Consider the following 23,347-nt stretch of genomic DNA (forward strand, 5'->3'; position numbering starts at 1 on the left):
GCTCTTAATTTTTGTATGAAAACTCTTTTATATTTTATTAGTGCCCTGTTTGTCTTAACGGGGTGTATGTCTAGTAAGTTAGATAAATTCGATGATAAGATGTCTAGCGGGGAATATCTGGATGCTAAAGATTATGCATTAAAGGAAAAGAAAGACCTTTTATGGACTCTGCAAGCCGCCGCTGCCACTAACGCAGCTGGAGAATATAAAGAGAGTAATGAGCTTTTTGATAAAGCTGAAGATATGTACATAGCAGCTCGTAGCAAGAGTAATGCTTCGGATAAAATGAGTACACTAGCGACAGTCTTAGTCAATGACAATGCGGTTGCTTACAAAGGTGAGGTCTATGACGGTATCCTGATCAATACCTATAAAGCGCTAAATTTTATGTTTTTACAGAATTGGGATTTAGCTCGTGTCGAGTTGAATAGAGCCTATGACCGGCAGCGACGAGCAGCTGATTTTTATGCGAAAGAAATTCAAGAACAGGAAGAAGAGGCCCGTAAAAAAGGTTTTGGTATTGACGTTTCAAAAGTCATGAAAAGGCCTGAGTTACAAAGGATGAGCGGAATAGAAGCCTATGCGGATTACGTTAATCCTTTAGTTAATCTAATAGAAGTTATCTACTTGAAGCATAAGGGGGATATTGGGGATTCTGAACGTTTGCGACAGACGCAAAACCGACTCTTGGCAATGACTCATTCGAAGCACCTTCAAAAAGATTTATCTACTCAAGATGCTTGGACTTGGGTTCTGATTGAAAATGGTCAAATGCCTAGGAGAGTTGAATGGCGTCTTGATTTTCCTGTGGGGATATTTTCAGGGCTCATTCGAGAAATGGATAACCTATCTATAGTAAGTATTGCTATACCAAAATTACAAGATATACCTGCTGCCTATAATCAGTTTGTGGTCAATGGAGAAAACGTTGATTTGGTATCTGATATGGATAAAATTATTCATGCGGAATACAGTCGTTCACTACCGGGGATTCTTACGAAAGCGCTTGTGTCAATGGCGATTAAAACTATCGTTCAATATCAAATTGGTCGAGCAAAAGGTCATACGACGGCTTTTTTTGTCGGCCTGCTTCAGGCGGCCTCAACTCAAGCTGATGTGCGTACATGGTCTGCTATTCCTAAAAATTATCATTTAGCTATTGTTCCTAGTGGAACGGTGAAGCTGACTAGTCGTGGTAGCTTATTGGGTTCAGCAGAAACAAAAGGTAATAGTTTTTTGTTTTTCAAAGTTTCTCGTGGGGGTCACGTGAGCTCTCATGCCTTAGTCTTAGACTGATTTTTTTCCTCAATCCATTTACTCATGAACTTTGTGCTGCGATGGTTATTGTAATTAAGGACTTTCCCGAGGAAGTTAGCGGATCTATGTTGTTCTAGTTGATTCCCGATTTCTTTAATAGTGCGATAGAAGTTTTCAGCGAAGAGATCTTTTTGAAACCTATTTTCTAAGATTTCGTATCCGAGTTTCTGTTTTTCTTCCCACAGTGATTGATCAGCATAAACTTCAACAGCACTCGTAGCAAAGTCACCTGGAGTATCATAGATAGCTCCAGACCATGCGCAAGTGCCATTCATTCCTTCAGCCCCAATCTTACTAGTGATACTCGGAGTTCCACATTCCATTGCTTCGAGGAGTTTTCCTTTCAGGCCGGCTCCAAAGCGGAGTGGGGCAAGGCAAATTCTTGCGGATTCCATGACAGCTTTTGCATCCGGTACTTTGCCTAGGACCAAAAAACCCTCGCTTTCATTGTGTAGTTGTTTGGCTTTCGGAGGACAGTAAGCTCCATAAATTTTCATTTTAGCATCGGGAAGCTCCTGACGAATGAGGGGCCAAATATTTTCTTTTAAATTCCTAACAGAATCCCAGTTTGGCTTATGTAAGAAGTTGCCGATACTAACGAAATCACTGCGCTGTGCGTATGTTTGTGCAGAGACTTCACTTCTCTCTTTAATTAAAAAGGGTAAGTAATGAATGATCTGGTCGGGCACATTAAAAATGTCACGTAAAACTTCCATTTCATATTCGGAAATCATTAGAGTTAAATCACATCGCATTATCGCCGAGATCTCTCTTAGGCTAGCTTCTGATTCACGTAAAGAATTTAAATTAAACTCAAGTCCTTGCTTAAAGGCTTCTTCCCTTGCATAGCGTAGGCAATGAAGATCTTCCGTATCTAGGATCTTTATGGCTTGCGGACAGCTATCGTGAACTCTCCATGAGTACTGTTCTTCAGTCATGAAGCGATCAAATAGAACGATATCTGGTTTTAGCTCTTCAATGAAAGTATTGAAAGTTTGGGAGTTAAGCTCTATCTGTTTTTCTCCGATAGAGTAATCGGGGAAATGAATAGCATTATCACTAGGGTTTGCGTGACTCGCAAAAGTCACTTGGTAATTCATGTCTTGGAATAAATCAATGATTTGAAGCATTCTGCGTCCTGCAGCAGAGGAGCTAGGCTCAGGCCAAACAGAGCCAATAACTAGGAGTTTATTCACAAGTTATGGCCACAGATTTTACAGTGAATAGCGTCGTTTTCATGTGAATCATGAGCACAGTTAGGGCAGTGTTTTGTGTTCATGAATTGATTTTTAACGGCTAGTGTCAACTCAGAGGTGACAATTCCGCTTGGAACAGCAATGATGGCATAGCCGAGCAACATGACGATAGCAGCAATAAAACGACCTAGGCCTGTTACAGGTGCCATGTCACCATATCCAACAGTTGTAATTGTAACGATTGCCCAATATATGCTATGAGGAATGCTTTTGAACACCGGATTGGTCGGGCTCTCTACAATGTACATGATCGATCCAAGTATCGTGACCAGTACGATTACGGTGCAGAAGAAAACGAATATTTTCCTTTTACTCGCATGTAGTGCAGTGATTAAAATACTGGCCTCCTTCAGATATTGAGCAAGCTTAAGGATGCGAAAAATTCGTAAGACCCTTAATAACCTCACAATAGCTAAATAGTGTCCCTGGCCAGTGATCAAGAGGCCGAGATAAGTTGGAATGATGGAGAGTAGGTCAATGATGCCCAGAAAACTAAAAATGTATGAGGCCGGGCGTTTAATGGAGATGATTCGTAAGATGTACTCAATGGTAAAGGTGATGGTAAAAGCCCATTCAATTTTGTAGAGTAAGGAGCCGTGAAGGGCGTTGATCGATGGTATACTGTCGAGCATAATTGCGAAGACAGAGAGGATGATACTAGCAATCAATGCTAAGTCAAAAAGTTTCCCTGCAGGCGTATCGGCCTCATATATAATTTCGTGGATTTTATCTTTCCAGCTCTCTGTACCCATTATGTTTACCTTTGACTTCCATCTTATGTTGTGGCTCAATATAGTCTTGGTCTAGATTATTTAAACAAAAAAATCTCTAGTGAATATCACTAGAGATTTTTTGTTAGGAAAACTTTTAGAAAAAGGGCTTAGTTGCTCTTTTTACTTAAAAGCATGCTGTCTTTACCAATTGTGTGAAGTTTGATAAGGTTAGTGTTACTAGACTTATCGAATGGTAGGGCTGCAGCTAAAATCACTTGGTCGCCATTATCGAGGAATGGGTGGCGGTCAAGAGCTTCTTCCATTTGTGTGAGAGTGCTTTCATCATAAGTTAAGTCTTTGAGAGGCATTGGCACCACTGCTTTAGGAAGTGAAAGTTTTCTCAAAACATTATTTTCATGAGATGCGAAAGCAAAGATCGGACATGCTGGACGGAAACGTGCAATTCTTAGCGCAGTTCTACCTGTGTTAGTGATACAGATGATCCCTTTTACGTTAAGAGTCTCGGAAAGATCGACAATCGATTTACAAAGTGCATCTACATCATTGCGACTTTCAGGTTGCTCATAACCCCACATGCCAGGTTTAGTCATGAAGTTCTTTTCTGTTTCACGGATGATTTTAGTCATCATTTGAACAGCTTCGACAGGGTAAGAACCACTTGCAGTTTCACCAGAAAGCATAACTGCAGATGCACCATCAAGTACTGCGTTCGCTACATCAGAAGCTTCGGCACGAGTTGGGCGTGGGTTGCGGATCATTGAGTCGAGCATTTGAGTCGCAACAATACAGGGCTTGCCTTGTTCAATACATTTGCGAATCATTGTTTTTTGTGCAACGGGAACCTTTTCTGAGGGGATTTCTACACCGAGATCACCACGTGCAACCATGAGAGCATCAGATTTTTCGATGATGGCATCTATGTCAACGAGTGCAGAAGGCTTTTCGATTTTAGAAATAACTGGCTTTCTTTTACCAATTTGATCCATAGCAGCATGGATGATGTCAAGGTCTTCGCCTTTACGTACGAAGGAAAGTGCAACAAAATCAATCTCAGGGTGTTCGATAATGAACTTAAGATCTCTTTCGTCTTTTTCAGTTAAGGCAGGGCTCTTGATATCAGTTTCAGGAAGGTTGATGCCTTTGTTAGAAGTGAGTTTGCCCGCAACGAGCATTTTACAAAAAACTTCATTGCCTTCTACTCTTTCTACAACAGCTTCGAGTAGACCATCATCCATGAGGATGGGGTCGCCAACTTTTACTTCCTGAGGTAATGCTTGGAAAACAGTAGAAATACGACTTCCTTCACCTAGGATCTCATCAGTTGTGATGATGAGTTCTTGTCCCGCTTCAAGTTGAATGCCGCCTTCAATGATTTTACCGCAACGGATCTTTGGTCCTTGTAAGTCGCCAAGGATACCTACTGTACGCTTAAGCTCAGTCGCAGCGCTAATAACTTCTTGGATTCTTTCTGCATGTTCTTCGTGAGAACCGTGGGAAAAGTTAAGGCGAAAAACGTCTACACCTTCGTTGATAAGTTCTTTGAGACGGCCTTTTGTAGTTGGGCCTAAAGTTGAAACAATCTTAGTTCTACTAAGTTCTCTCATGTATTTCTCCGTATATGTTAATAATATTGAATGATCTGATTATAATTGCTCAAGATTAGAATGCGACACTGCATTAAATCAGTTTGTCTTCTTTTCGTGTCACCTCTAAGTTATATACTTTACTCGTGTAAATTATTCCTGTTACTTTTAGCTCTTTATGAGATTGAACAAGTTTATGATCAAGTACGCATGAGCATTAATGTTCTTGACAAACTTTGCATATATATAGTAGTGGCAACTGATTTTTGACAAGGTGTACAAATCCAGAATCCAGAATCCAGAATCCAGAAGCCAGAAGCCAGAAGCCAGAAGCCAGAATCCAGAAGCCAGAAGACAGAAGACAGAAGACAGAAGACAGAAGACAGAAGACAGAAGACAGAAGACAGAAGACAGAAGACAGAAGACAGAAGACAGAAGACAGAAGATTGCGCAATTTTTTGAGCTTAGGATAATCAAATCTACCGTGAAATGAGCTTAGCCTGAGATAAACTGAGCAGGACTAGCGAAACTTGAGTAAAAAAATGAAAAACTTCTAATCTACCTAAGTTATTGCTAATCAACAAAAGCACCTAATTGAGAGCTTAGCTGAAGCGCTAAAATCAAGAAAAAGTTAAGAAAAGATTCAAAAGCGGTTTGCGGAAAAAAGAACTGGGGATAACCTAAGGGCCTCGTCAGAAACGACGGGGACAAAACGAAGCCGAAAGCGCGCTTTACGAGCAAGAAAAAGAAGATGTTTGATAGTTGAATTATATGATAGTAACGGGCTCCTAAATCAGAGATGGTTTAAGAGTTAATTTTTTCGAGAGAAAACTCAATAGAAATATTTTAAGTAATTAAGTCGGATACAAACACAATCAATTGATTGGAGAGTTTGATCCTGGCTCAGAATGAATGCTGGCGGCATGGATTAGGCATGCAAGTTGAACGAGAAATTCACTTCGGTGAATGGAAAGTGGCGAAAGGGTGAGTAACGCGTGAATAATCTGCCCCTAAGTTTGGAACAACAGTTGGAAACGACTGCTAAAACCGGATGTGAATATAAGATCGCATGATCTAATATTTAAAGGTTACGCTTAGGGATGAGTTCGCGTGCCATTATGCTAGTTGGTAAGGTAAAAGCTTACCAAGGCTATGACGGCTAGGTGGTCTGAGAGGACGATCACCCACACTGGGACTGAGACACTGCCCAGACTCCTGCGGGAGGCTGCAGTCGAGAATCTTCCGCAATGCGCGAAAGCGTGACGGAGCAATGCCGCGTGATCGAAGACGGCCTTCGGGTTGTAAAGATCTGTCAGGGGGGAAAAACGATGATGGTACCCCCAGAGGAAGCCACGGCTAACTACGTGCCAGCAGCCGCGGTAATACGTAGGTGGCGAGCATTATTCGGAATTACTGGGCGTAAAGGGTCCGCAGGTGGTTTACTAAGTCAGATGTGAAATTTCAGTGCTTAACACTGAACCTGCATTTGAAACTGGTAGACTAGAGTATGTGAGAGGTAAGCGGAATTTGTGGTGTAGCGGTGGAATGCGTAGATATCACAAGGAAGACCAAAGGCGAAGGCAGCTTACTGGCACAATACTGACACTCATGGACGAAGGCTAAGGTAGCGAAAAGGATTAGATACCCTTGTAGTCTTAGCAGTAAACGTTGTACACTCGATGTTGGTCTGGTTAGTCGGATCAGTGTCTAAGCTAACGCGATAAGTGTACCGCCTGGGAAGTACGGTCGCAAGACTAAAACTCAAAGGAATTGACGGGGGCCCGCACAAGCGGTGGAGCACGTGGCTTAATTCGAGGCAACGCGAAGAACCTTACCCGGGTTTGACATTGAGCGACGTTCGGTGAAAGTCGAATTCCCTTCGGGGCGCAAAAACAGGTGCTGCATGGCTGTCGTCAGCTCGTGCTGTGAAGTGTTCGGTTAAGTCCGGCAACGAGCGCAACCCATATCCTTACTTGCTAACAGGTAATGCTGAGAACCTTAAGGAGACTGCCCGTGTTAAGCGGGAGGAAGGTGTGGACGACGTCAAGTCAGTATGGCCCTTACACCCGGGGCTGCACACGTGCTACAATGGCCGGTACAAAGGGCAGCGACCTAGTGATAGGAAGCGAATCCCCAAAACCGGTCTCAGTACGGATTGGAGTCTGCAACTCGACTCCATGAAGATGGAATCGCTAGTAAATGGGCATCAGCTACGGCTCATTGAATACGTTCCCGGGCCTTGTACACACCGCCCGTCACATCATGGGAGCTGAGTTCACCCGAAGTCGTTGCGCCAACCTGCTTGCAGGAGGCAGACGCCGAAGGTGGGCTTAGTGACTGGGATGAAGTCGTAACAAGGTAGCCGTTGGGGAACCAGCGGCTGGATCACCTCCTTTTTAAGGAATGAAAAAGACTAACCTCGACTCAAGATTTACTTCTTGATTAGAGTACTTTTTTACAAGACTTATTACCCCGTTACTATCGTATAATTCAAATATCAAGCGGCGAGAACGCCACTTCGATATAAGATCTTTGAAAGGAAGAAAACAATAGAATGAAAGAGTCAAAGTATAATTGAGGTCTTTTAATTATTTATAATTGAAAGAACAAACCAAAAAACAATTTATACCAAGATCGCAAACCAAAAGAATACAAGACAAAGAAAGACTTAGTAAGAATTAGGTGTGTCGCTGAAGATATTATTTTTAATATTTTTGGTGGACAAGCTAGTAAGGGTGTATGATGGATGCCTTGGCACTAACAGGCGATGAAGGACGCGTTAAGCTGCGAAAATCCTCGGGGAGCTGCAAAAAAGCTTTGATCCGGGGGTATCCGAATGGGGAAACCCAGCTGGAGTTATGTCCAGTTATCCCTGACTGAATAAATAGGTCAGGGAGGCGAACCTAGGGAAGTGAAACATCTCAGTACCTAGAGGAAAAGAAATCAACCGAGATTGCGCTAGTAGCGGCGAGCGAACGCGCAAGAGCCTAAACCTAAAAGCATGCTTTTAGGGGTTGCGGGACCTGCAACATTGTATTGAAGAAATAGTAGAATCGTTTGGAAAATCGAACCACAGAGGGTGATAGTCCCGTAGATGAAATTTCTTTAATATATAGCGGGTATCCCAAGTAGGGCCGGACACGTGAAACCCGGTCTGAATCAGGGAGGGCCACCTTCCAAGGCTAAATACTCGTTAGTGACCGATAGTGAACCAGTACCGTGAGGGAAAGGCGAAAAGAACCCCGTAAGGGGAGTGAAATAGAACCTGAAATCATACATCTACAAAGTGTGGGTCATCTTTATATGATGTACCGCATGCCTTTTGCATAATGAGTCTGCGACTTACTGTATACGGCAAGGTTAAGTTATTAAACGGAGCCGAAGCGAAAGCGAGTACGAATAGTGCGATTTAAGTCGTATGCAGTAGACCCGAAACTGAGTGATCTATCCATGAGCAGGTTGAAGCCCGAGTAACATCGGGTGGAGGACCGAACCATTGCGTGCTGAAAAACGCTTGGATGACTTGTGGATAGGGGTGAAAGGCCAATCAAACTCAGTGATAGCTGGTTCTCTCCGAAATAGCTTTAGGGCTAGCCTTGAGTGCTTCTTTACGGGGGTAGAGCTACTGATTTTTCGCGGGCCCTTACCGGGGTACCAACAAATATCAAACTCCGAATACCGTAAATTTATGAGCTCAGGAGTCAGTCTATGTGGGACAAGCCGCATAGACAAAAGGGAAACAGCCCAGATCGCCGTCTAAGGCCCCCAAGATGGGCTAAGTGGAATTAAGGATGTGGAGTTGCTTGGACAATCAGGATGTTGGCTTAGAGGCAGCCACCATTTAAAGAGTGCGTAATAGCTCACTGATCGAGTGATTCTGCGCCGAAAATAATCGGGACTAAAGCCCATTGCCGAAGACGCGACCCAGCTTGCTGGGGGTAGGAGAGCGTTCTATGCAGGAGTGAAGCTTGATGGAAACAACAGGTGGACCGCATAGAAGTGAGAATGCAGACATAAGTAACGAAAAACCAGGTGAGAATCCTGGTCACCGAAATCCGAAGGTTTCCTGGGCAAGGTTCGTCCCCCCAGGGTTAGTCGGACCCTAAGGCGAGGCCCAACGGCGTAGTCGATGGACAACAGGTTAATATTCCTGTACTAGCTAAGTTTAGTGATGAAGGGACGCGGAAGGAAAATGTTAATGACTGATGGATTAGTCATACCAAGCAGGCAATTCGTAGAGTAGGAAAATCCGCTTTACATAAGAACCAACTGTGATGGGGCGAAGAAACCCTCGGGTGGAACCGTCTAACATGGAACCATGCTGCCAAGAAAAGCTTCTAAGCGTTTGAAGCTTAGTTATCCGTACTAAAACCGACACAGGTAGGAAGGTCGAGTAGACTAAGGTGCGCGAGAGAAACCACGTTAAGGAACTCGGCAAATTAGCCCCGTAACTTCGGGAGAAGGGGTGCCCCCTCAGGGGGGTCGCAGTTAAGAGGTCTGGGCGACTGTTTAGCAAAAACATAGCACTCTGCAAACTCGAAAGAGGAAGTATAGGGTGTGACACGTGACCAATGCCAAAAGGTCAAATGGAGAGGTTAGCCTTCGGGCAAAGCTTCGAAATGAAGCCCTGGTGAATGTCGGCCGTAACTATAACGGTCCTAAGGTAGCGAAATTCCTTGTCGGGTAAGTTCCGACCTGCACGAATCGTGTAACGATCCAGACACTGTCTCAACGTGGATCTCGGTGAAATTGTAGTTCCGGTGAAAATGCCGGATACCCGCAGATGGACGGAAAGACCCCATGAACCTTTACTGTAATCTGATATTGTTGTTCGGGCAGATATGTGTAGCATAAGTGGGAGACTGTGAACTTGCGTCGTCAGGCGTTTGTGAGTCGTCAGTGAAATACCACCCTTATCTGTCTGGGCATCTAACCCCACGTCCGTGAATCCGGATGGGGGACAGTTTCAGAGGGTCAGTTTGACTGGGGCGGTTTCCTCCTAAAATGTAACGGAGGAGCTCGAAGGTCTACTCAGTATGGTCGGCAATCATACGTAGAGCGTAAGGGTAGAAGTAGGCTTTACTGTAACACCGACAGGTGGAGCAGTTGCGAAAGCAGGACCTAGTGATCCAGCGGTGGAAAGTGGTATCGCCGTTGCTCATCGGATAAAAGGTACTCTGGGGATAACAGGCTTATCGCACCCAAGCGTCCATAGCGACGGTGCGGTTTGGCACCTCGATGTCGGCTCATCACATCCTGGGGCTGAAGAAGGTCCCAAGGGTCCGGCTGTTCGCCGGTTAAAGTGGTACGCGAGCTGGGTTCAGAACGTCGTGAGACAGTTCGGTCCTTATCCTCTGCGGGCGTAGGATATTTGATAGGAGCATTCCCTAGTACGAGAGGACCGGGAATGAGTGACCTCTGGTGTTCCAGTTGTACCGCCAGGTGCATTGCTGGGTAGCTAAGTCGCGAAAGGATAAGCGCTGAAAGCATCTAAGCGCCAAGCCCCCCTAAAGATGAGATATCCCAGGATTTATCCTCTAAAGGCTACAGGAAGACTACCTGTTCGATAGGCTGGAGATGTAAGCATAGCAATATGTTCAGTTGACCAGTACTAATCAGCCGTGAGGCTTGTCCACCTCTTTTTTAGTTGTCATCAGCTCGATGCCACCTAAAAAAGATAATAAGCACACAAGTAACTAACTCTACTAAGTTAGGTCTTGCGATCTTATCTTTCACAACTAAGTTTTCTTCCCAACATTTTCCGGCTGGTAACCACAGCGGAGGAGCCACACCCGATCCCATCCCGAACTCGGTAGTTAAGACCTCCAGCGCCGATGGTACTGCAGTTAAGACTGTGGGAGAGCAGGTCGTTGCCAGCCTTTTTTTTCGAAGCACTGAATAATTTATTATTCAGTGCTTTTTTTTGTGCTGCCGCACGGGCGGATGAGGCTGTTAAATAGAAATCATTTACTTACCTTGTATAATTATGCCAGAAGCTGACCGTAAAGCTTTCCATAAAATTTTAAGCAAATATATTCCTTACGATAAAGGTAAACAAAAGCAGTTACGTAATTTTTTGGATACCACCTATTATACCCAAGAAAAAAAGAATTAGTACATGGTTATAGCGATGAAAAGATCTTATAGAGAGTTTGCAGAAACGGATAATTCATTAGAGCATTATATTACATTCATGGATCAAATTGAGGAGAAATTACGGACTAAAACCAATATACCTGACACACTTGGTGATATTACATTGGAGATTTACTAATGAGGTTGAAGTATTGTATTGATGCAAATTTCAATGTAAAATTTAAAACTCAAATTAATGAGCTAGTTCAGGATATTAATAAATCCTTTAAAGTTATGGATTTGCCCAACGATGGGGTGTTTTTTAAAACAATTTATGATCTAACAGATTTAAACAGCTTAGTTGAGGTTTTTAAAAAATTACACTTCTCTAGTGATAAACATGAAAGTGAAAATTATTTTTATGTATCATCGCAATTAGATTTTGACGAACTCGATAAATATTCAGCTGCTTATATTAGTCTATATGGCGCTACGGAGTATGATTCAAATGAAAACCATGTTGAAATCATAAATAATGATTTAATAATGGAGAAGAAAATGCTTGGAAACTTCAAAAATTGGCAAGTTAATGTTTTAGCAGGTGATAACTCGAATTTTGGTCAATATTACCTTTTAGTAAAAAAGAAATTCATCCATTTCGTTGAAGAGCACGAATTAACAGGTGTAAGTTTTAAACCGGTTCAGGTGAAAAATCTGACTGGAGAAATAAAGCCAAGTCGATCAGTATATTGGGCCATATTTGATCAAGAATTCTGTGAAGGCAAGAATGTTTTTAGAGAGCATCTTTGGGATAAATTTAAGCAGCCAATTCCCAAGTCAATTAATCCAAATTTCATTCAAAAAATAGAAGGCCTGGATATTTTCTGTGATCATGATGGGGGGATTTTTATTACACAAAATATGTTTAGGCTTCTCGAAAAAAATGACTTATTACTGGATTTAGATGGGCCGTATTATTGGGATGTGGGCTATTATGGTGGTGAAGCGAGTAGCAAGTTAAAACAACAACTCATCGAACAAGGGCGCTTTGACGAAGCCTTTGAGGAATAACTTAAATAAAGCTTAATTACTTCCAGGCTGATTTAGATTACCTTGGCTGGAACCCTGTTCCAAATGCGGTTTGCGACCTCACGGGTGAGAAAGGCATTTGCCTACGTCCAAAACTTTCTGACTATGATGAATCTTACAAACTCGATTTAAGCTTGGAAGAGCTCAAAAACTTGGTAGAAAAAAATCATGCAAGCGACAATTTTTTCTACGTAAGCTTAAAAGCTATCGCTGATGGTAAACTAAAAGTCATTCATTACATAGACGAAGACTTTCAGGACGGCTTAAATGATAAGATTTTGGACAAACTTAGCCGTACACCACCGTATGATGGCGAAGGCCCATGGTTTATGTCAGATGGCGATATTTTGCCCTTTATGGGCATCTGGTATTCCGACGATGTGGAAGAGTACTTCGATACAGAAGAAGAACAGCACACCTTCATTAAATCAATCAACGGGCAATATCAGGAAACCCCACTGACCCTCGATACCATGAACCTAGAGGGCCGCACCATCGTTTTCCAAAACCCCAAAGACCAATCCCTCTTCGCAGTCTACGAATACCAAGGCCCCGGCTCTTTTTAATTCAGCTATCCCTCAGTTCTCTTCTAAAAAATATATAACTTTAACGCAAACCGTAACTTGTAAATGCCTTCTCATGGAAGCGTACGGCGTGAGCCACACGTACGGGGGAACAGTTTTTATCCGCCCGTATGGCAATACCTCGCGGATGTGAGTCCAGCATAAAGTGTCGGACCCAAGTTTGGGCCCTAGATTAATTCGAACCCATTTTTATGCTCCTTACGGAGCAAGCTATATTCTAGCGGATTCACTCGGAGTCCTCACGCACGGATAGTTGAGACTATTTGACTAATGCGAGGTCGTTCCAGGAGGTGGTGTAGCGTGGAGAGAGGCGAGTGCCGCGTGGGAATTCTCGTTTTCCTGAGCTGAGGAATCGTAGGCTTCCTTGCCCAAATTTTTGATTGATAGCATCGAACTCTTGCATGAGAGTGTTTTGTTTATGATGATCGCGAGGCTTAGAAAAGAATTCTTGTTGCCAAGCCTCTTTAGAAGAGAAACGATGTAATGTGACACCTGCTTTTCGTATTTCCTGACGAGAAAAAAGCCGTCGTCCAGCCTCTTCTGTGGCAGCAAGAAAATCGGGCGTATAATCCGATGGTTCATCGAGGTAGCAACGCAGTGAGGAATGTTTTCTTGTTGGGTAGGGACCCTCAATGAAAACATCGATATAGAGTGCCTTCTCTTGTTCTTGACGGAGTTTTTGGCAGGCTCGTTCAGCAAAAAAACTTAATTCTTGTAAGAGTGCCGAAAGCGTGGTCACAATTTTTGGGAAAGTCCGCGATACACGAATACTTTGCTTGGGGTTTTGTTGGCTCTCTAGAACTAAGCTAGGAATTCCTCGTAATTCATGGCACGTACGCAGTACGCAAACGCCAAAACGTTTGAGAAGCCATTGATCATCACAAGAATATAAATCCCAGGCATAATGAATGCCGTAGCCCATTAAGCGCTTTGTTAGACGACGTCCAATGCCCCAAACATCCTGGATAGGCTGATGGCGTAAGACTTGCTCTTGATTAGAAGTTTCAAGCAAAAAGGCACCTGAGGATTTTTTAGCTTGGGCAGCAGCGACTTTGGCTAAGGTTTTGGTCTTGGCTAAACCAATAGAAATAGGGACGCCGGTACATTGCCTGACTTGTTTGCGGATAGCATGACAATAAGTGAGGGGAGAATCTAAGGGAGGCAAAGTGAAGAAGGCTTCATCAATTGAATAGATTTCGATTTCTTTTGCATGAGATTCTAAAAGGTGCATGACGCGAGCTGAGAGGTCGCCATAGAGGGGGAAATTAGAGGAGTAGGCAAAGACACCATATTCTTGGACGAGTTGGCGTATTTCAAAAAAAGGCACACCCATTTTGATGCCGAGTGCTTTGGCTTCTGCGGAACGAGCAATAACACAGCCATCATTATTGGATAGGATGACAATGGCTTTGCCAAGGAGGCTTGGATTGAAGCAGCGTTCACAGGAAGCATAAAAATTGTTGCAGTCAGCTAAGGCAATTAAACTATTTGTATTTGCGGACGACACCAGTGACGACTCCCCATATTTCTAGATCTTCGCATTCTATAGTTTGGTAATGGCGATTAGCGGGGACTAAGCGGGGTTTTTCCTTGGGGGTGAGCTGTAATTGTTTGACGGTGAATTCACCTTCGAGAAGAGCAATGACAATATCGCGATTTTGAGCTTGGAGAGAACGGTCAACGACTAGGATATCTCCACTGAAAATCCCCGCGCCTTTCATGGAATCGCCACCAACGCGCAAGAAAAAACTCGCACATGGATGTGTGATGAGGTGGTCATGGATGTTGAGTTGCATCTCGATAAAATCATCTGCAGGAGAGGGGAAGCCGGCATTGACGGTATGTAATAAGAGTGGACGAGTTTTCATGAGAAGTAGATATTCAGTAGTTATAATAACTATTAAATATAAGCTTAAATAACTTCGTATTCAAGACACCATCTTTTATTTTATACGACAAATTAAGTTTGGCTTTAGTAGAGGTAGAGAGATTGATATGCTACATCTGTGATGAATGTCACGGAGGAATTAATTTTTCTCTAGATCGTCACTTTGTAAGAGCTTGAGTTTATCTTTTTGACCTTCTGCATTGGGGTGCTGACTGACACGTTGAAGAAGGTCTTCACTGAGTTTTTTATGATCTTCTTCACTGTATATAATGTAGGGTTTGATAAGAAGAAGAATTTCTTCCCTCTGCTTAACTGTTTTTTTATTGGCAAAGATATAATCGAGTACAGGGATATCCTTCAAGATGGGGACTCCGGATTCTATCTCTACTTCAGTTTCTTTAATGATTCCGCCAACAGCTATCATTTTTCCATCGTTTGCTAGAACAGTACCTGTAAATGATCTCCTTTTTTCAGTGTCAACTGCTTGGGTTATATAAGTATCGCCATCTGCAATAAGAACATTTGCACTACTTGTATCAATTTCTGATTCAATAGATGAAATTTGTAGTTGGACCGTTCTATCAGCATTGATGGTGGGCGAGACTTTTAGGGTAGTGCCTATATCGCGGTTATCGTATTGAGGAGTTGGAACGTTTGAAACTACTGTGCCATCACCAGTTACAGTAGTTCCTGTTGCACCATCAAAATTAGTTAGTATGGGGACATCGGCATTACCATTAAAGAATTTACTGACTTCTCTATTAAGCGTTAATATAACTGGTGTTGCTAAGGTTCTGATTTTTGAATCTTCTTCAAGTAAAGTGAGTGCTGCAGTGAATTTATCATCAATATATGAGTAGGTGAAAGCACCTGCTTGTTGAATAAGACCAGGGTCGAGTGAAATCCCAGTTGTTCCATCGTTGTAGGCAATGTCAAAAGCGGATTCAAAGTTATCATCCAGTCTGACGGCAAGCACTTTCATTTCAAGAAAAACCATAGGATTTGGGGTGTCCAATTTTGCTATGAGTTTATCTATTTTAGTCATAGCTTCTCTATCACCAGTTCTAATAATCATTTGGTTTTTATTGATTATAGATGAGATATAGATTCTGGAATTTTTGAAAAGGTCTTGACTACTGATGATATTGCGTATTTCTTCAATGCTTGCAGCGGTATTAATTTGATGGATAGTTTCTGCAGTTAAGTCAAATTTTTCGTGATCGTCATTTTCTGGGAGTTTTATGGAGATGGGCCCGCCATTAGAAGAATTGTCGTCACTGTCGTTTTCATTGTCATCGTTGTTTCTGCTGTTATTATTCCGAGCAGAACTTATGGCACTGGCTAAGTTACCTGTGTCGGAGGTATTTTGGCGTTCTTCAAAAATTAAGAGCTTCTCGAGTCTCGTCTCAATTTCGTCAACTTCATCGTCCAGGTCTTCACTATCCGATTCATAATAGAGTACTCGTGAGGGGAAAAGCTCAAAAATAGATTTTGAAATGGTTTTACTATTGGGGTATTTAAGATCGTAAACTTTGATTTCTTCAGAGAATTTGAGTACACTTTTTTTATATTCATCGAGGGAGTAAATTCGGTAAATATTTTTCACAGGGTCTTTTTTGAGCCATAAATTGTGAGAGCTGCAAATTTCTTCAAGTGCGACAATGGGGTGAATATTTTTTAAGTAGGCACTGACTTTAGTATTTCTAGCTTTGATAGAGGGCACGATATTTATATCGTTATTTTCAGCAATAAGTCGGATGATTGAGGGTAGTGAGCTATCTTGGATATCTATAATTTTTATATTTTCCATTTCTTCTGCATTAAGAAAAGTAAGGAGTAAAAGAAATAAGGTAAATGTTTTTTTCATGTTATGGACGGTAGTTAAAGGTTAATTTTTTCTTAGAACTCAAATGGATGAATTGAGCGTGACAATCATCACAGCAATCGAGTATATATGTTTCGCCATTAACAGTTATTTGTTTTTGAGCTTCTAGGAAGATGATTTTACCTTCAAGTTCAACCATAAGTCGATTGATTACATCATTAGAATAAAAAGCTTTGAAGTTTAACAGTTGAAGGTTCTTATGATGTTCTGTTGGTTTCAGGTTTTCAACTTTTGACAGCTTTTGTAGGGATTTTTTTTGCTGTTCTAGCGAAGTGGCTTGCTGATGTTGAGGTAGAATAAGGAGTTTTTTTAGTTTGCCTCGAATTACGGTGGGGTCATTAGCAAATAAGGAAGCCGTCATCAGTAAGTAAATATATATATATTTCATGATTTTAAGAGAAGTAAGTTAATAAGATTGCGGCGAAAACGAAGGCTATAGTTCCCGCTACTAGGAGGATCATTACGAAGCTGATCAAAGAACTGAATTGATTGATATATTTATCTAAGATTTCATAATGATATTTTGCTTGATCTTCCAAGAGCTTGTCAATCGAACCTGTTTTCTCACCGACGCTAGCCATACTTATAAGCAGGGGACTGAAAGCATGTCGACAGGAAATAGTTTCTGTAAGAGGAGCACCGTTTATAATGTTGTTCCTCGCACGTCTTAGGACACCTTTTAGATAGGTGTTCCAAATAGTTCCAGCACAATGCTGTAGGGATTCTGTGAGTTTAACTCCACTACCTATAAGGAGGGCAAAATTCCGGGCAAATTCAGCAGAAAAATAAATGCGAAACATGTTACCAATGATGGGGATTTTTAGTGTTATTCGATCTAGAAAAATCCGACCATTTTTATTGATGTAGGTACAAATAAAAATTATAGCTGAAATAAAGAATAATAATAAAAAATATATGGAATATTTCTCTAAGAAATCGGCAAAATCAATGAGCGCTTGAGTCGCAGGGTGTAGGTCTCGTCCCATGGCAGCAATCATCACTTTTAATTTGGGGATGAGATAAAATACAGCTACGCCCGCTGCAGATAGAGCGATGACGAAGACAAACATAGGGTATAAAAGAGCAGTGAGAATTTTACTTTTAATGATACGGTTTCTTTCCATGCCTAAAGCAATGGTCATCAACAAGCGGTCGAGTTCCCCCGTTTCTTCACCAATTTTTATTAGATTGGCAAACATAGATTTTTTGATTTTTGGATGACTTTTTAATGATTCGGATAAGCTTTTACCAGTTTGAACTTGTGTATAAACGTCTTGCCACAAGTTTCTTCCCGCCTGTTTAAGAGAAATAGTTGACATTGTCTTTAATGCTGATGAGAGATTGACGCCAGAGCTCATCAAAGTAGAAAGCTGAGCAAAAGCTACTTCAAAATCTCGACTCTTAAGGATATATGTCATGGGGTTTAAGTAGCTGAGTAGAGAAATTTCGTATTTCGCCTCCTCTAAGGATCGTACAATCCACTTTCGTTCTTTTAAAATCTTGGAAGCTTCCAAAAGGTTCTCTGCTTCTAGCCTCCCTTCTTGATCTTCACCAAAAGAGTCTAGAGCACTATAATCAAATTCAATCATCTTAAATCGTACTCACAATTTTATAACACTCTTTAAAGTCAATTAATCCGTGCTGCATTTTAGTAATGGCGTCATCGATAAGCGTAGGAATACCCTGGTGCTGCATTTCTTTTCTCAGTTTGTCGTCATTAAATTCAGAGTGAATGAGGGCTTTGAAACCATTGTTTATTTGTATCACTTCAAGCACTGGCATTCTTCCTAAATACCCCGATCCTCCGCAATAGAGACAGCCTTTTTTTCTAGCAATGCTTGTACCTATTAAATCCTTGCGGTTAATCAGTAGAGCTTCTTGCTCAGTCAGAGTCGTGGTCTCAGAGCAATTTGAGCATAGTTTTTTGACGAGCTTTTGAGCAATGCTCACCCGTAAGGTAGAAGCAATCATGTAGGGCTCTACACCTATGTCGGCTAATCTAACGACTGCAGCTGAAGCTGAATTTGCGTGAAGACTCGATAGCACTAGGTGACCCGTTAAACTGGATTTAATAGCTATTCCGGCTGTTTCGCTATCTCTAATTTCTCCTACCATGATGACATCAGGATCGTGCCTGAGTATGCTTTTTAATGCCGATGGGAAGCTTACTTTATCAGATTCATTCACATTGACTTGGATGACATTGTCGACTTGGTATTCGACTGGGTCCTCAACACTTATAATATTGACATCCTTATTTTTTAGGATATGTCTTAGGGAGGCATAGAGACTAGTGGATTTACCTGAACCCGTAGCACCATTGATTAAAATCATACCATTATCACGCTGAATTTCTTTTTGATAAATAGCCAAATGCTGTTTGGACATACCGATTTTATCAAGGGTGAGTGCATCTGAGTTGACTCCTAATAAGCGAAGAGTAATTTTTTCACCGTTAATAGAAGGTATAGAGGCCGCACGTATATCGACTTTTTGTTGAGTGCCAGGGACTTTGTAGCTGAGTTTGCCATCTTGTGGAGAGCGTTTTTCAGCAATATTCATTTCAGCTAAAATTTTAATACGTGAAATCAAACCGATATAGGAATGTGTAGGAATAGTTTTGTATGTTTCTAGTTGACCACTGATGCGCAAACGGATCAAGACTTTGTCTTCCTTGGGATTAATGTGGATGTCTGAAGCTGATTTACTTATGGCAGCAAAAATTATTTCATCTGTCAATCGGATAAGTTCGTTTTGATCATTATCAAAGCTCACTTTATTTGAAGCTCTATAATGTAATTTTATTTTTTCTTTGAGTTCTCCCGAATCTGCTTTTTCTAGTTTGACTTCTTTACCAAAATACCTTTCAAGATCACTGGCTTGCTGATTTGCTGGTTCAGCAGCTAACACATGGACGATGCCATTTATTTCAGAGCAGGGGAGCAATAATTTCTTTAAAGCTATATTGGATGGAAGCATCGCAACGAGAGCAGGATTGAAATTTATTTTATTTAAATCGATCATGATTCGTAGACTTTATTGAAAGACTAAGGAGTCTTGTTTATTTGCTAAGAGCATGACCGTATCGCGACTTAAGATACTTTTTTTAAAAAGTTCTGAGAGATGCTTTTCAAATGTTTGCATCCCTTCCTGTTGGGCCATTTCAATCGATGAATAAATTTGTCTCGTTTTACCTGTTGCGATTTGGTTCTTGATTGCGTTGTTCGCAAATAGGATTTCACAAATAGGTACACGGGTGCCTTTTTGGGCTTTTTTGCCGTCTGCAATGACTAAACTTTGTGAGATGATAGCTCTAAGACTTAGGGATAATTGCCGCCTCACGGAATCTTGTTCATCGGCAGGGAAGACAGAAATTAAACGTTCGATGGCACTTGTGGTGTCTTCGGAGTGCACCGTTGCAAAAACTAAATGGCCCGTTTCAGCGGCCGCTATAGCCGTCTTAATAGTATCAATTTCGCGTATTTCACCAATTAAAATAACGTCGGGATCTTGTCGTAAAGAGTCGACTAATGCGGCATGAAAGTTAGGTGTATCTACGCCTACTTCTCGTTGGTTAACAAGAGACATCTTACTTTCATATATATACTCAATAGGTTCCTCAATGGTGATTATATGCCTATTTTGTTCAGAGTTTATTCTTTCCACTAATGCGGATAGAGTCGTCGATTTACCTGAGCCTGTTGAGCCACTCACAATGACGAGGCCATTTTTCATGTCGCAGACTTTGTAGAGAACTTCAGGTACCCCTAGGTTTTTTAATTCATTTACCTTGTCAGAAAGTAACCTCAAAGAAATACTGAGTGAGTTTGACTGTTTAAAAAGGTTGAATCTAAAACGCTTCGAATTAAAGATAAAAGCGCCATCAATAGAACCCCGTTGACTGATTTTTTCGAGTTTCTGAGCTTCGATAAATTTTTTCAAACCATCAAAAATGGACTCTTCGGAAATTCCGAAGCTATCAGCGAGAGGTACGAGTTTGCCCTGAAGGCGAAACCTGGGGCTTTGGTCAGATTTTATATGGAGGTCAGACGCACTGACCTCAATACATTTAGCCAATAAGGCTTCAAATTTATTCATTCTTGTTTCCAAATAGAAATAGTGTATTTTGTAGGCGCATTTTCTTCTGCCTTTAAAGAGAAATTGACAGGAATATATTGACTCCCTGCACAAGCTCGAAGCATGTCTATGAGCCGAAGGTAATTACCAGACAAAGTGAACTGTGTTAGTTTATTTAACTCCTCATTGATTGACTTGTTTTTCACTAATTTTTCGGAATATAAACTGAGCTGATTATCTTGAAAAAGGCGATAAATATTTAGCTTTTGTAGCTTGCTTTCTTTTTGGATTTCACCATGCTTTTTTAATTCACGAAGTCTTTTCATCAGCTCGTAGTAGAGCTGTTGCTGAGGATCTTTTTTTAGAGTGTTGATCTCTGATTTTAATTCTTCGAGGTCCCTGTCGGATTTATTTAGTTTTTTGTTGAGGTAGGATTCTCTAGCTTCGGAATTTAAGACAAAGAAGTTGAGGTTGATATACAAAATATAAAAAATCACAGGGGGAATAAGTGCTTTGAGCAGATTCTTTTTCACGACTTCCTCCTAAGGCTGATTTTAAATCTCCAGATTTTATGATTGTTGATTAACTCTTGGCTAATTGCTTTTTCCGAAACAGTGATGCTTAAACTATCATCGGTTTCAAGTTCTTTGGTGAACTCTTGGATTTTCAAGACATTAAGAGTGATGCCCTGAAGAATGACGAAGTCTTTTTGTGAGCTATATACATCTGTTAATTGTGAAGAATCATCCAAAGATTCAGCCACACGTTCGAGTAGGTTTGGCCAAAAGTTAACATTATTCAGAATGATCTCTTGATGGTTTAATTTTGCTAGGTCTTGTTCAAGTTTGGGGATTTTCTCTATTTGACTTTTAAGCCTTGCTTTTTCAGCTTGTAAATTACTGGCTTTGATTTTGTTTTTATTGATCTGATTTTCCAGTGTTTGATTACTTTCATAGTTGGAAAATAAAGAGTATGTGAACAAGCACAGAGAAAGTAATGAAGATATTAATAGAACTAAATTTTTTTTAAGATCTTTTGGCTGAGTTTTAAAGTTGAGGACAGGGCTAGTTCTCAATTTAATTTTTAATGTTTTGATTAAATCTTTTGTTTTTATTTCATCGAAATTGACTGTAGAGATTTTTCCCTCTAGAGGAATGATATCTATATTTGCTAAGTTGTAGATGATCGGGTTTTTGATTGATTTTTTAACTAAATACTGCTGGATAGGCTGATATTCAGTGGGGAGTGAACTACTGAAGTGGTAAGACTTTTTTAGTTTTGAACTATGGCAATGAACCGTATGTTCATAGATCTCAACACCAGTATTTGCATGGCTCCCAGATAATAAACCTGCTGGATGACCTAAATAGGCAAGTGTACCGTCTGCTTCTTGGCATACATTTTTTAATTCATTAATAAAGCTTTCCTCTGTAAGTAGACAGTGATAAGTATGGCCTACTTCATTATAGAATTTCAGTACGGGACTGTCGGGAAGTAAATCAACCACGTTCTCTAATTCAAATAAGAGAAACTGTTCTATGAGGGCTTTATTTGTAGTCGGTGTTTGTTTGCTTAAATCTAGCGTATGAAGAGTTAGCGTGTCAGAAAAAAAATAAACTTCAAAATTGGAGCTGAGCTGTGAACAAAAACCCTCTAATAATTGAGCAGTATCTTCGTGGTCTTCATCTTGAATCTCAAACTTTTGTATTTCTTGATGTTTTGCACTGAAGTTAAGAAAATATAATTGATCTGAAATATGGAGTAGTAGGTATTTTGTCATGCTTATTCCAGTTCCAGTAAAATGTCGTTTTTTATTGTTTTGATAATTCTTGCTGTTGATGTACCATCAACTTGTTTCTCTTCCCAAGAACTATCTTCATAGAGGTAGTATTTATTTGTGTCGGCATCGTAGAGACTGTCCAGTTCATCGGGGCTGGCGAAGTCGTAAGTACTGCCATTCCAAGTAGCGATATTATTCTCTTTACCACTGAAACCTCCACTTGCACCACTAGATGCAATTAAATAGGTGTTGCCATCATTTGGGCTAAGAGGAGGGCTGTTTAAAGTCTCTAGAATTTCGTGGTCAATTATTAATTGGGCATAAAAAGCGCAAAGTCCTTTTGGGAGATCGACAGATGTATCTTCACTATTGGTGATATTCTGCTCTGCAATTTGAAGTAGTCCATCATTAAAATAAACCATGGTGACTTTAGCAGTAAAAGCCGCTGGAATCCCTGAAAGTGAAATGGTTCTCGCAGAGAAATTCAGCTCTCCGTACTCAAAAAATTCTGAGTCAGAATATCCCTTGGCGTAGAGTTTTATATCATCATTATCAGAATTTGAATCAGTAATACTGGTGGAGTCATAATCACCTCTTTCTAAGATGAGGTTGTTGAGCAGGTTTTCATTGATCGCTTCGTAGTAGGGGCCATTCCAGCCACCATATAAATGACCACTCACTCCATTAATAGAGAATTCCTCTTTACGATAAAGCTTACTTGAATCATTTGGAGCTTCCCAAAGGTCTTCGATATTGATGGGGAAAGAGCCCATATCGTTTAGGTAACCATTGGCAATGGCACTACCATCGTAATCGCGAATAGAATTATCACCTACAATAGCTGACGCCATTGCCAGTACGTTTTTTTTGTACTGTGTTCCTATGCTTTGTTCTAAAATAGGAGAAGCCACAGAAACCCCGACGGAGGCGACTATGACTATAATCAGTAAAACGACTGACATTTCTAAAAGGGTAAAAGCTTTTTTGTTCATAAATTTTGCATTAGATCCGGAGAGTGTATCAAGCTTATTAAACTTGAAGGGTGAGGGGTATAACAAGGGAAAAACTCCCCTTTGAAT

The 23,347-nt window shown here is 41.0% G+C and carries 16 protein-coding genes and 3 rRNA genes; 6 read left to right on the forward strand and 13 right to left on the reverse strand.

The features are described from left to right. Positions 1-66 precede the first annotated feature (66 nt). Positions 67-1,296, forward strand: a complete 1,230-nt coding sequence (locus PQO01_RS13050) for a COG3014 family protein (RefSeq protein WP_274314496.1) — start codon at positions 67-69, stop codon at positions 1,294-1,296. On the opposite strand, the gene PQO01_RS13055 is transcribed toward PQO01_RS13050, so the two are convergent. The 3 genes from PQO01_RS13055 to pyk form a co-directional block, all read right to left on the reverse strand. Continuing rightward, entirely contained in the window at positions 1,275-2,513 is a 1,239-nt protein-coding gene (locus PQO01_RS13055; RefSeq protein WP_274314498.1) for a glycosyltransferase family 4 protein, read from the reverse strand. The two genes, PQO01_RS13050 and PQO01_RS13055, sit on opposite strands and share 22 nt — an antisense overlap. Then, positions 2,510-3,325 (reverse strand): ion transporter, encoded by an 816-nt coding sequence (locus tag PQO01_RS13060; protein ID WP_274314499.1) that lies wholly within the window; start codon positions 3,323-3,325, stop codon positions 2,510-2,512. Before PQO01_RS13060 ends, PQO01_RS13055 begins: the two co-directional genes overlap by 4 nt. A 128-nt stretch (positions 3,326-3,453) precedes the next feature. Further along, the gene (gene pyk / locus PQO01_RS13065) at positions 3,454-4,911 is read right to left on the reverse strand and encodes a pyruvate kinase (RefSeq protein ID WP_274314501.1); all 1,458 of its coding nucleotides are present in this window, start codon (positions 4,909-4,911) and stop codon (positions 3,454-3,456) included. Between the two features lie 859 nt (positions 4,912-5,770). On the opposite strand from pyk, the gene PQO01_RS13070 reads away from it, so the two are divergent. From PQO01_RS13070 to PQO01_RS13090, 5 genes are all read left to right on the forward strand, one after another. Further along, positions 5,771-7,286 (forward strand): 16S ribosomal RNA (locus PQO01_RS13070). A 323-nt stretch (positions 7,287-7,609) separates the two neighbouring features. Further along, positions 7,610-10,526: ribosomal RNA gene (locus tag PQO01_RS13075) — 23S ribosomal RNA — on the forward strand. 128 nt (positions 10,527-10,654) lie between these two features. After that, positions 10,655-10,769 (forward strand): 5S ribosomal RNA (gene rrf / locus PQO01_RS13080). Together the 16S, 23S and 5S rRNA genes form the textbook arrangement of a ribosomal RNA operon. Positions 10,770-11,163: 394 nt before the next feature. Beyond that, positions 11,164-12,036 carry a hypothetical protein gene (locus tag PQO01_RS13085; RefSeq protein ID WP_274314502.1) on the forward strand — a complete coding sequence of 291 codons (873 nt, stop codon included), beginning with the start codon at positions 11,164-11,166 and terminating at the stop codon, positions 12,034-12,036. Positions 12,037-12,206: 170 nt separating this feature from the next. After that, positions 12,207-12,620, forward strand: a complete 414-nt coding sequence (locus PQO01_RS13090) for a hypothetical protein (protein ID WP_274314503.1) — start codon at positions 12,207-12,209, stop codon at positions 12,618-12,620. A 277-nt stretch (positions 12,621-12,897) separates the two neighbouring features. On the opposite strand, the gene PQO01_RS13095 is transcribed toward PQO01_RS13090, so the two are convergent. From PQO01_RS13095 to PQO01_RS13140, 10 genes are all read right to left on the reverse strand, one after another. Next, positions 12,898-14,145: a Y-family DNA polymerase gene (locus PQO01_RS13095; protein ID WP_274314504.1), complete on the reverse strand. Its 1,248-nt coding sequence runs from the start codon at positions 14,143-14,145 to the stop codon at positions 12,898-12,900. After that, positions 14,123-14,506, reverse strand: a complete 384-nt coding sequence (locus PQO01_RS13100) for a LexA family protein (RefSeq protein WP_274314505.1) — start codon at positions 14,504-14,506, stop codon at positions 14,123-14,125. Before PQO01_RS13100 ends, PQO01_RS13095 begins: the two co-directional genes overlap by 23 nt. A gap of 159 nt (positions 14,507-14,665) precedes the next feature. Further along, positions 14,666-16,336, reverse strand: coding sequence for a type II secretion system protein GspD (locus PQO01_RS13105; protein ID WP_274314506.1), 1,671 nt, complete (start codon positions 16,334-16,336; stop codon positions 14,666-14,668). A gap of 58 nt (positions 16,337-16,394) precedes the next feature. Continuing rightward, on the reverse strand, positions 16,395-16,799 hold the full coding sequence (locus tag PQO01_RS13110) for a hypothetical protein (RefSeq protein ID WP_274314507.1): 405 nt from the start codon (positions 16,797-16,799) through the stop codon (positions 16,395-16,397). A gap of 4 nt (positions 16,800-16,803) precedes the next feature. Continuing rightward, complete coding sequence (locus PQO01_RS13115; RefSeq protein ID WP_274314509.1) at positions 16,804-18,000, reverse strand: type II secretion system F family protein; 1,197 nt, start codon at positions 17,998-18,000, stop codon at positions 16,804-16,806. Between the two features lies 1 nt (position 18,001). Next, on the reverse strand, positions 18,002-19,435 hold the full coding sequence (locus PQO01_RS13120) for a GspE/PulE family protein (protein ID WP_274314511.1): 1,434 nt from the start codon (positions 19,433-19,435) through the stop codon (positions 18,002-18,004). Between the two features lie 12 nt (positions 19,436-19,447). Continuing rightward, entirely contained in the window at positions 19,448-20,509 is a 1,062-nt protein-coding gene (locus tag PQO01_RS13125) for a type IV pilus twitching motility protein PilT (protein ID WP_274314512.1), read from the reverse strand. After that, positions 20,506-21,021 (reverse strand): hypothetical protein, encoded by a 516-nt coding sequence (locus tag PQO01_RS13130; RefSeq protein WP_274314514.1) that lies wholly within the window; start codon positions 21,019-21,021, stop codon positions 20,506-20,508. Before PQO01_RS13130 ends, PQO01_RS13125 begins: the two co-directional genes overlap by 4 nt. Next, complete coding sequence (locus tag PQO01_RS13135; protein WP_274314515.1) at positions 21,018-22,268, reverse strand: hypothetical protein; 1,251 nt, start codon at positions 22,266-22,268, stop codon at positions 21,018-21,020. The genes PQO01_RS13130 and PQO01_RS13135 overlap by 4 nt, the downstream gene beginning before the upstream one ends. Positions 22,269-22,270: 2 nt before the next feature. Continuing rightward, positions 22,271-23,326, reverse strand: coding sequence for a type II secretion system protein (locus tag PQO01_RS13140; RefSeq protein ID WP_274314517.1), 1,056 nt, complete (start codon positions 23,324-23,326; stop codon positions 22,271-22,273). Positions 23,327-23,347: the final 21 nt, after the last annotated feature.

The organism is Lentisphaera marina, from assembly GCF_028745505.1.
In the GTDB taxonomy this organism is placed as follows: domain Bacteria; phylum Verrucomicrobiota; class Lentisphaeria; order Lentisphaerales; family Lentisphaeraceae; genus Lentisphaera; species Lentisphaera marina.

Coding starts and splice junctions, on each gene's coding strand:
- PQO01_RS13100 (WP_274314505.1), bottom strand. CDS start 14,506: ATGAAAACTCGTCCACTCTTATTACATACCGTCAATGCCGGCTTCCCC.
- PQO01_RS13050 (WP_274314496.1), top strand. CDS start 67: ATGTCTAGTAAGTTAGATAAATTCGATGATAAGATGTCTAGCGGGGAA.
- PQO01_RS13105 (WP_274314506.1), bottom strand. CDS start 16,336: ATGGAAAATATAAAAATTATAGATATCCAAGATAGCTCACTACCCTCA.
- PQO01_RS13135 (WP_274314515.1), bottom strand. CDS start 22,268: ATGACAAAATACCTACTACTCCATATTTCAGATCAATTATATTTTCTT.
- PQO01_RS13110 (WP_274314507.1), bottom strand. CDS start 16,799: ATGAAATATATATATATTTACTTACTGATGACGGCTTCCTTATTTGCT.
- PQO01_RS13120 (WP_274314511.1), bottom strand. CDS start 19,435: ATGATCGATTTAAATAAAATAAATTTCAATCCTGCTCTCGTTGCGATG.
- PQO01_RS13125 (WP_274314512.1), bottom strand. CDS start 20,509: ATGAATAAATTTGAAGCCTTATTGGCTAAATGTATTGAGGTCAGTGCG.
- PQO01_RS13115 (WP_274314509.1), bottom strand. CDS start 18,000: ATGATTGAATTTGATTATAGTGCTCTAGACTCTTTTGGTGAAGATCAA.
- PQO01_RS13060 (WP_274314499.1), bottom strand. CDS start 3,325: ATGGGTACAGAGAGCTGGAAAGATAAAATCCACGAAATTATATATGAG.
- PQO01_RS13085 (WP_274314502.1), top strand. CDS start 11,164: ATGAGGTTGAAGTATTGTATTGATGCAAATTTCAATGTAAAATTTAAA.
- pyk (WP_274314501.1), bottom strand. CDS start 4,911: ATGAGAGAACTTAGTAGAACTAAGATTGTTTCAACTTTAGGCCCAACT.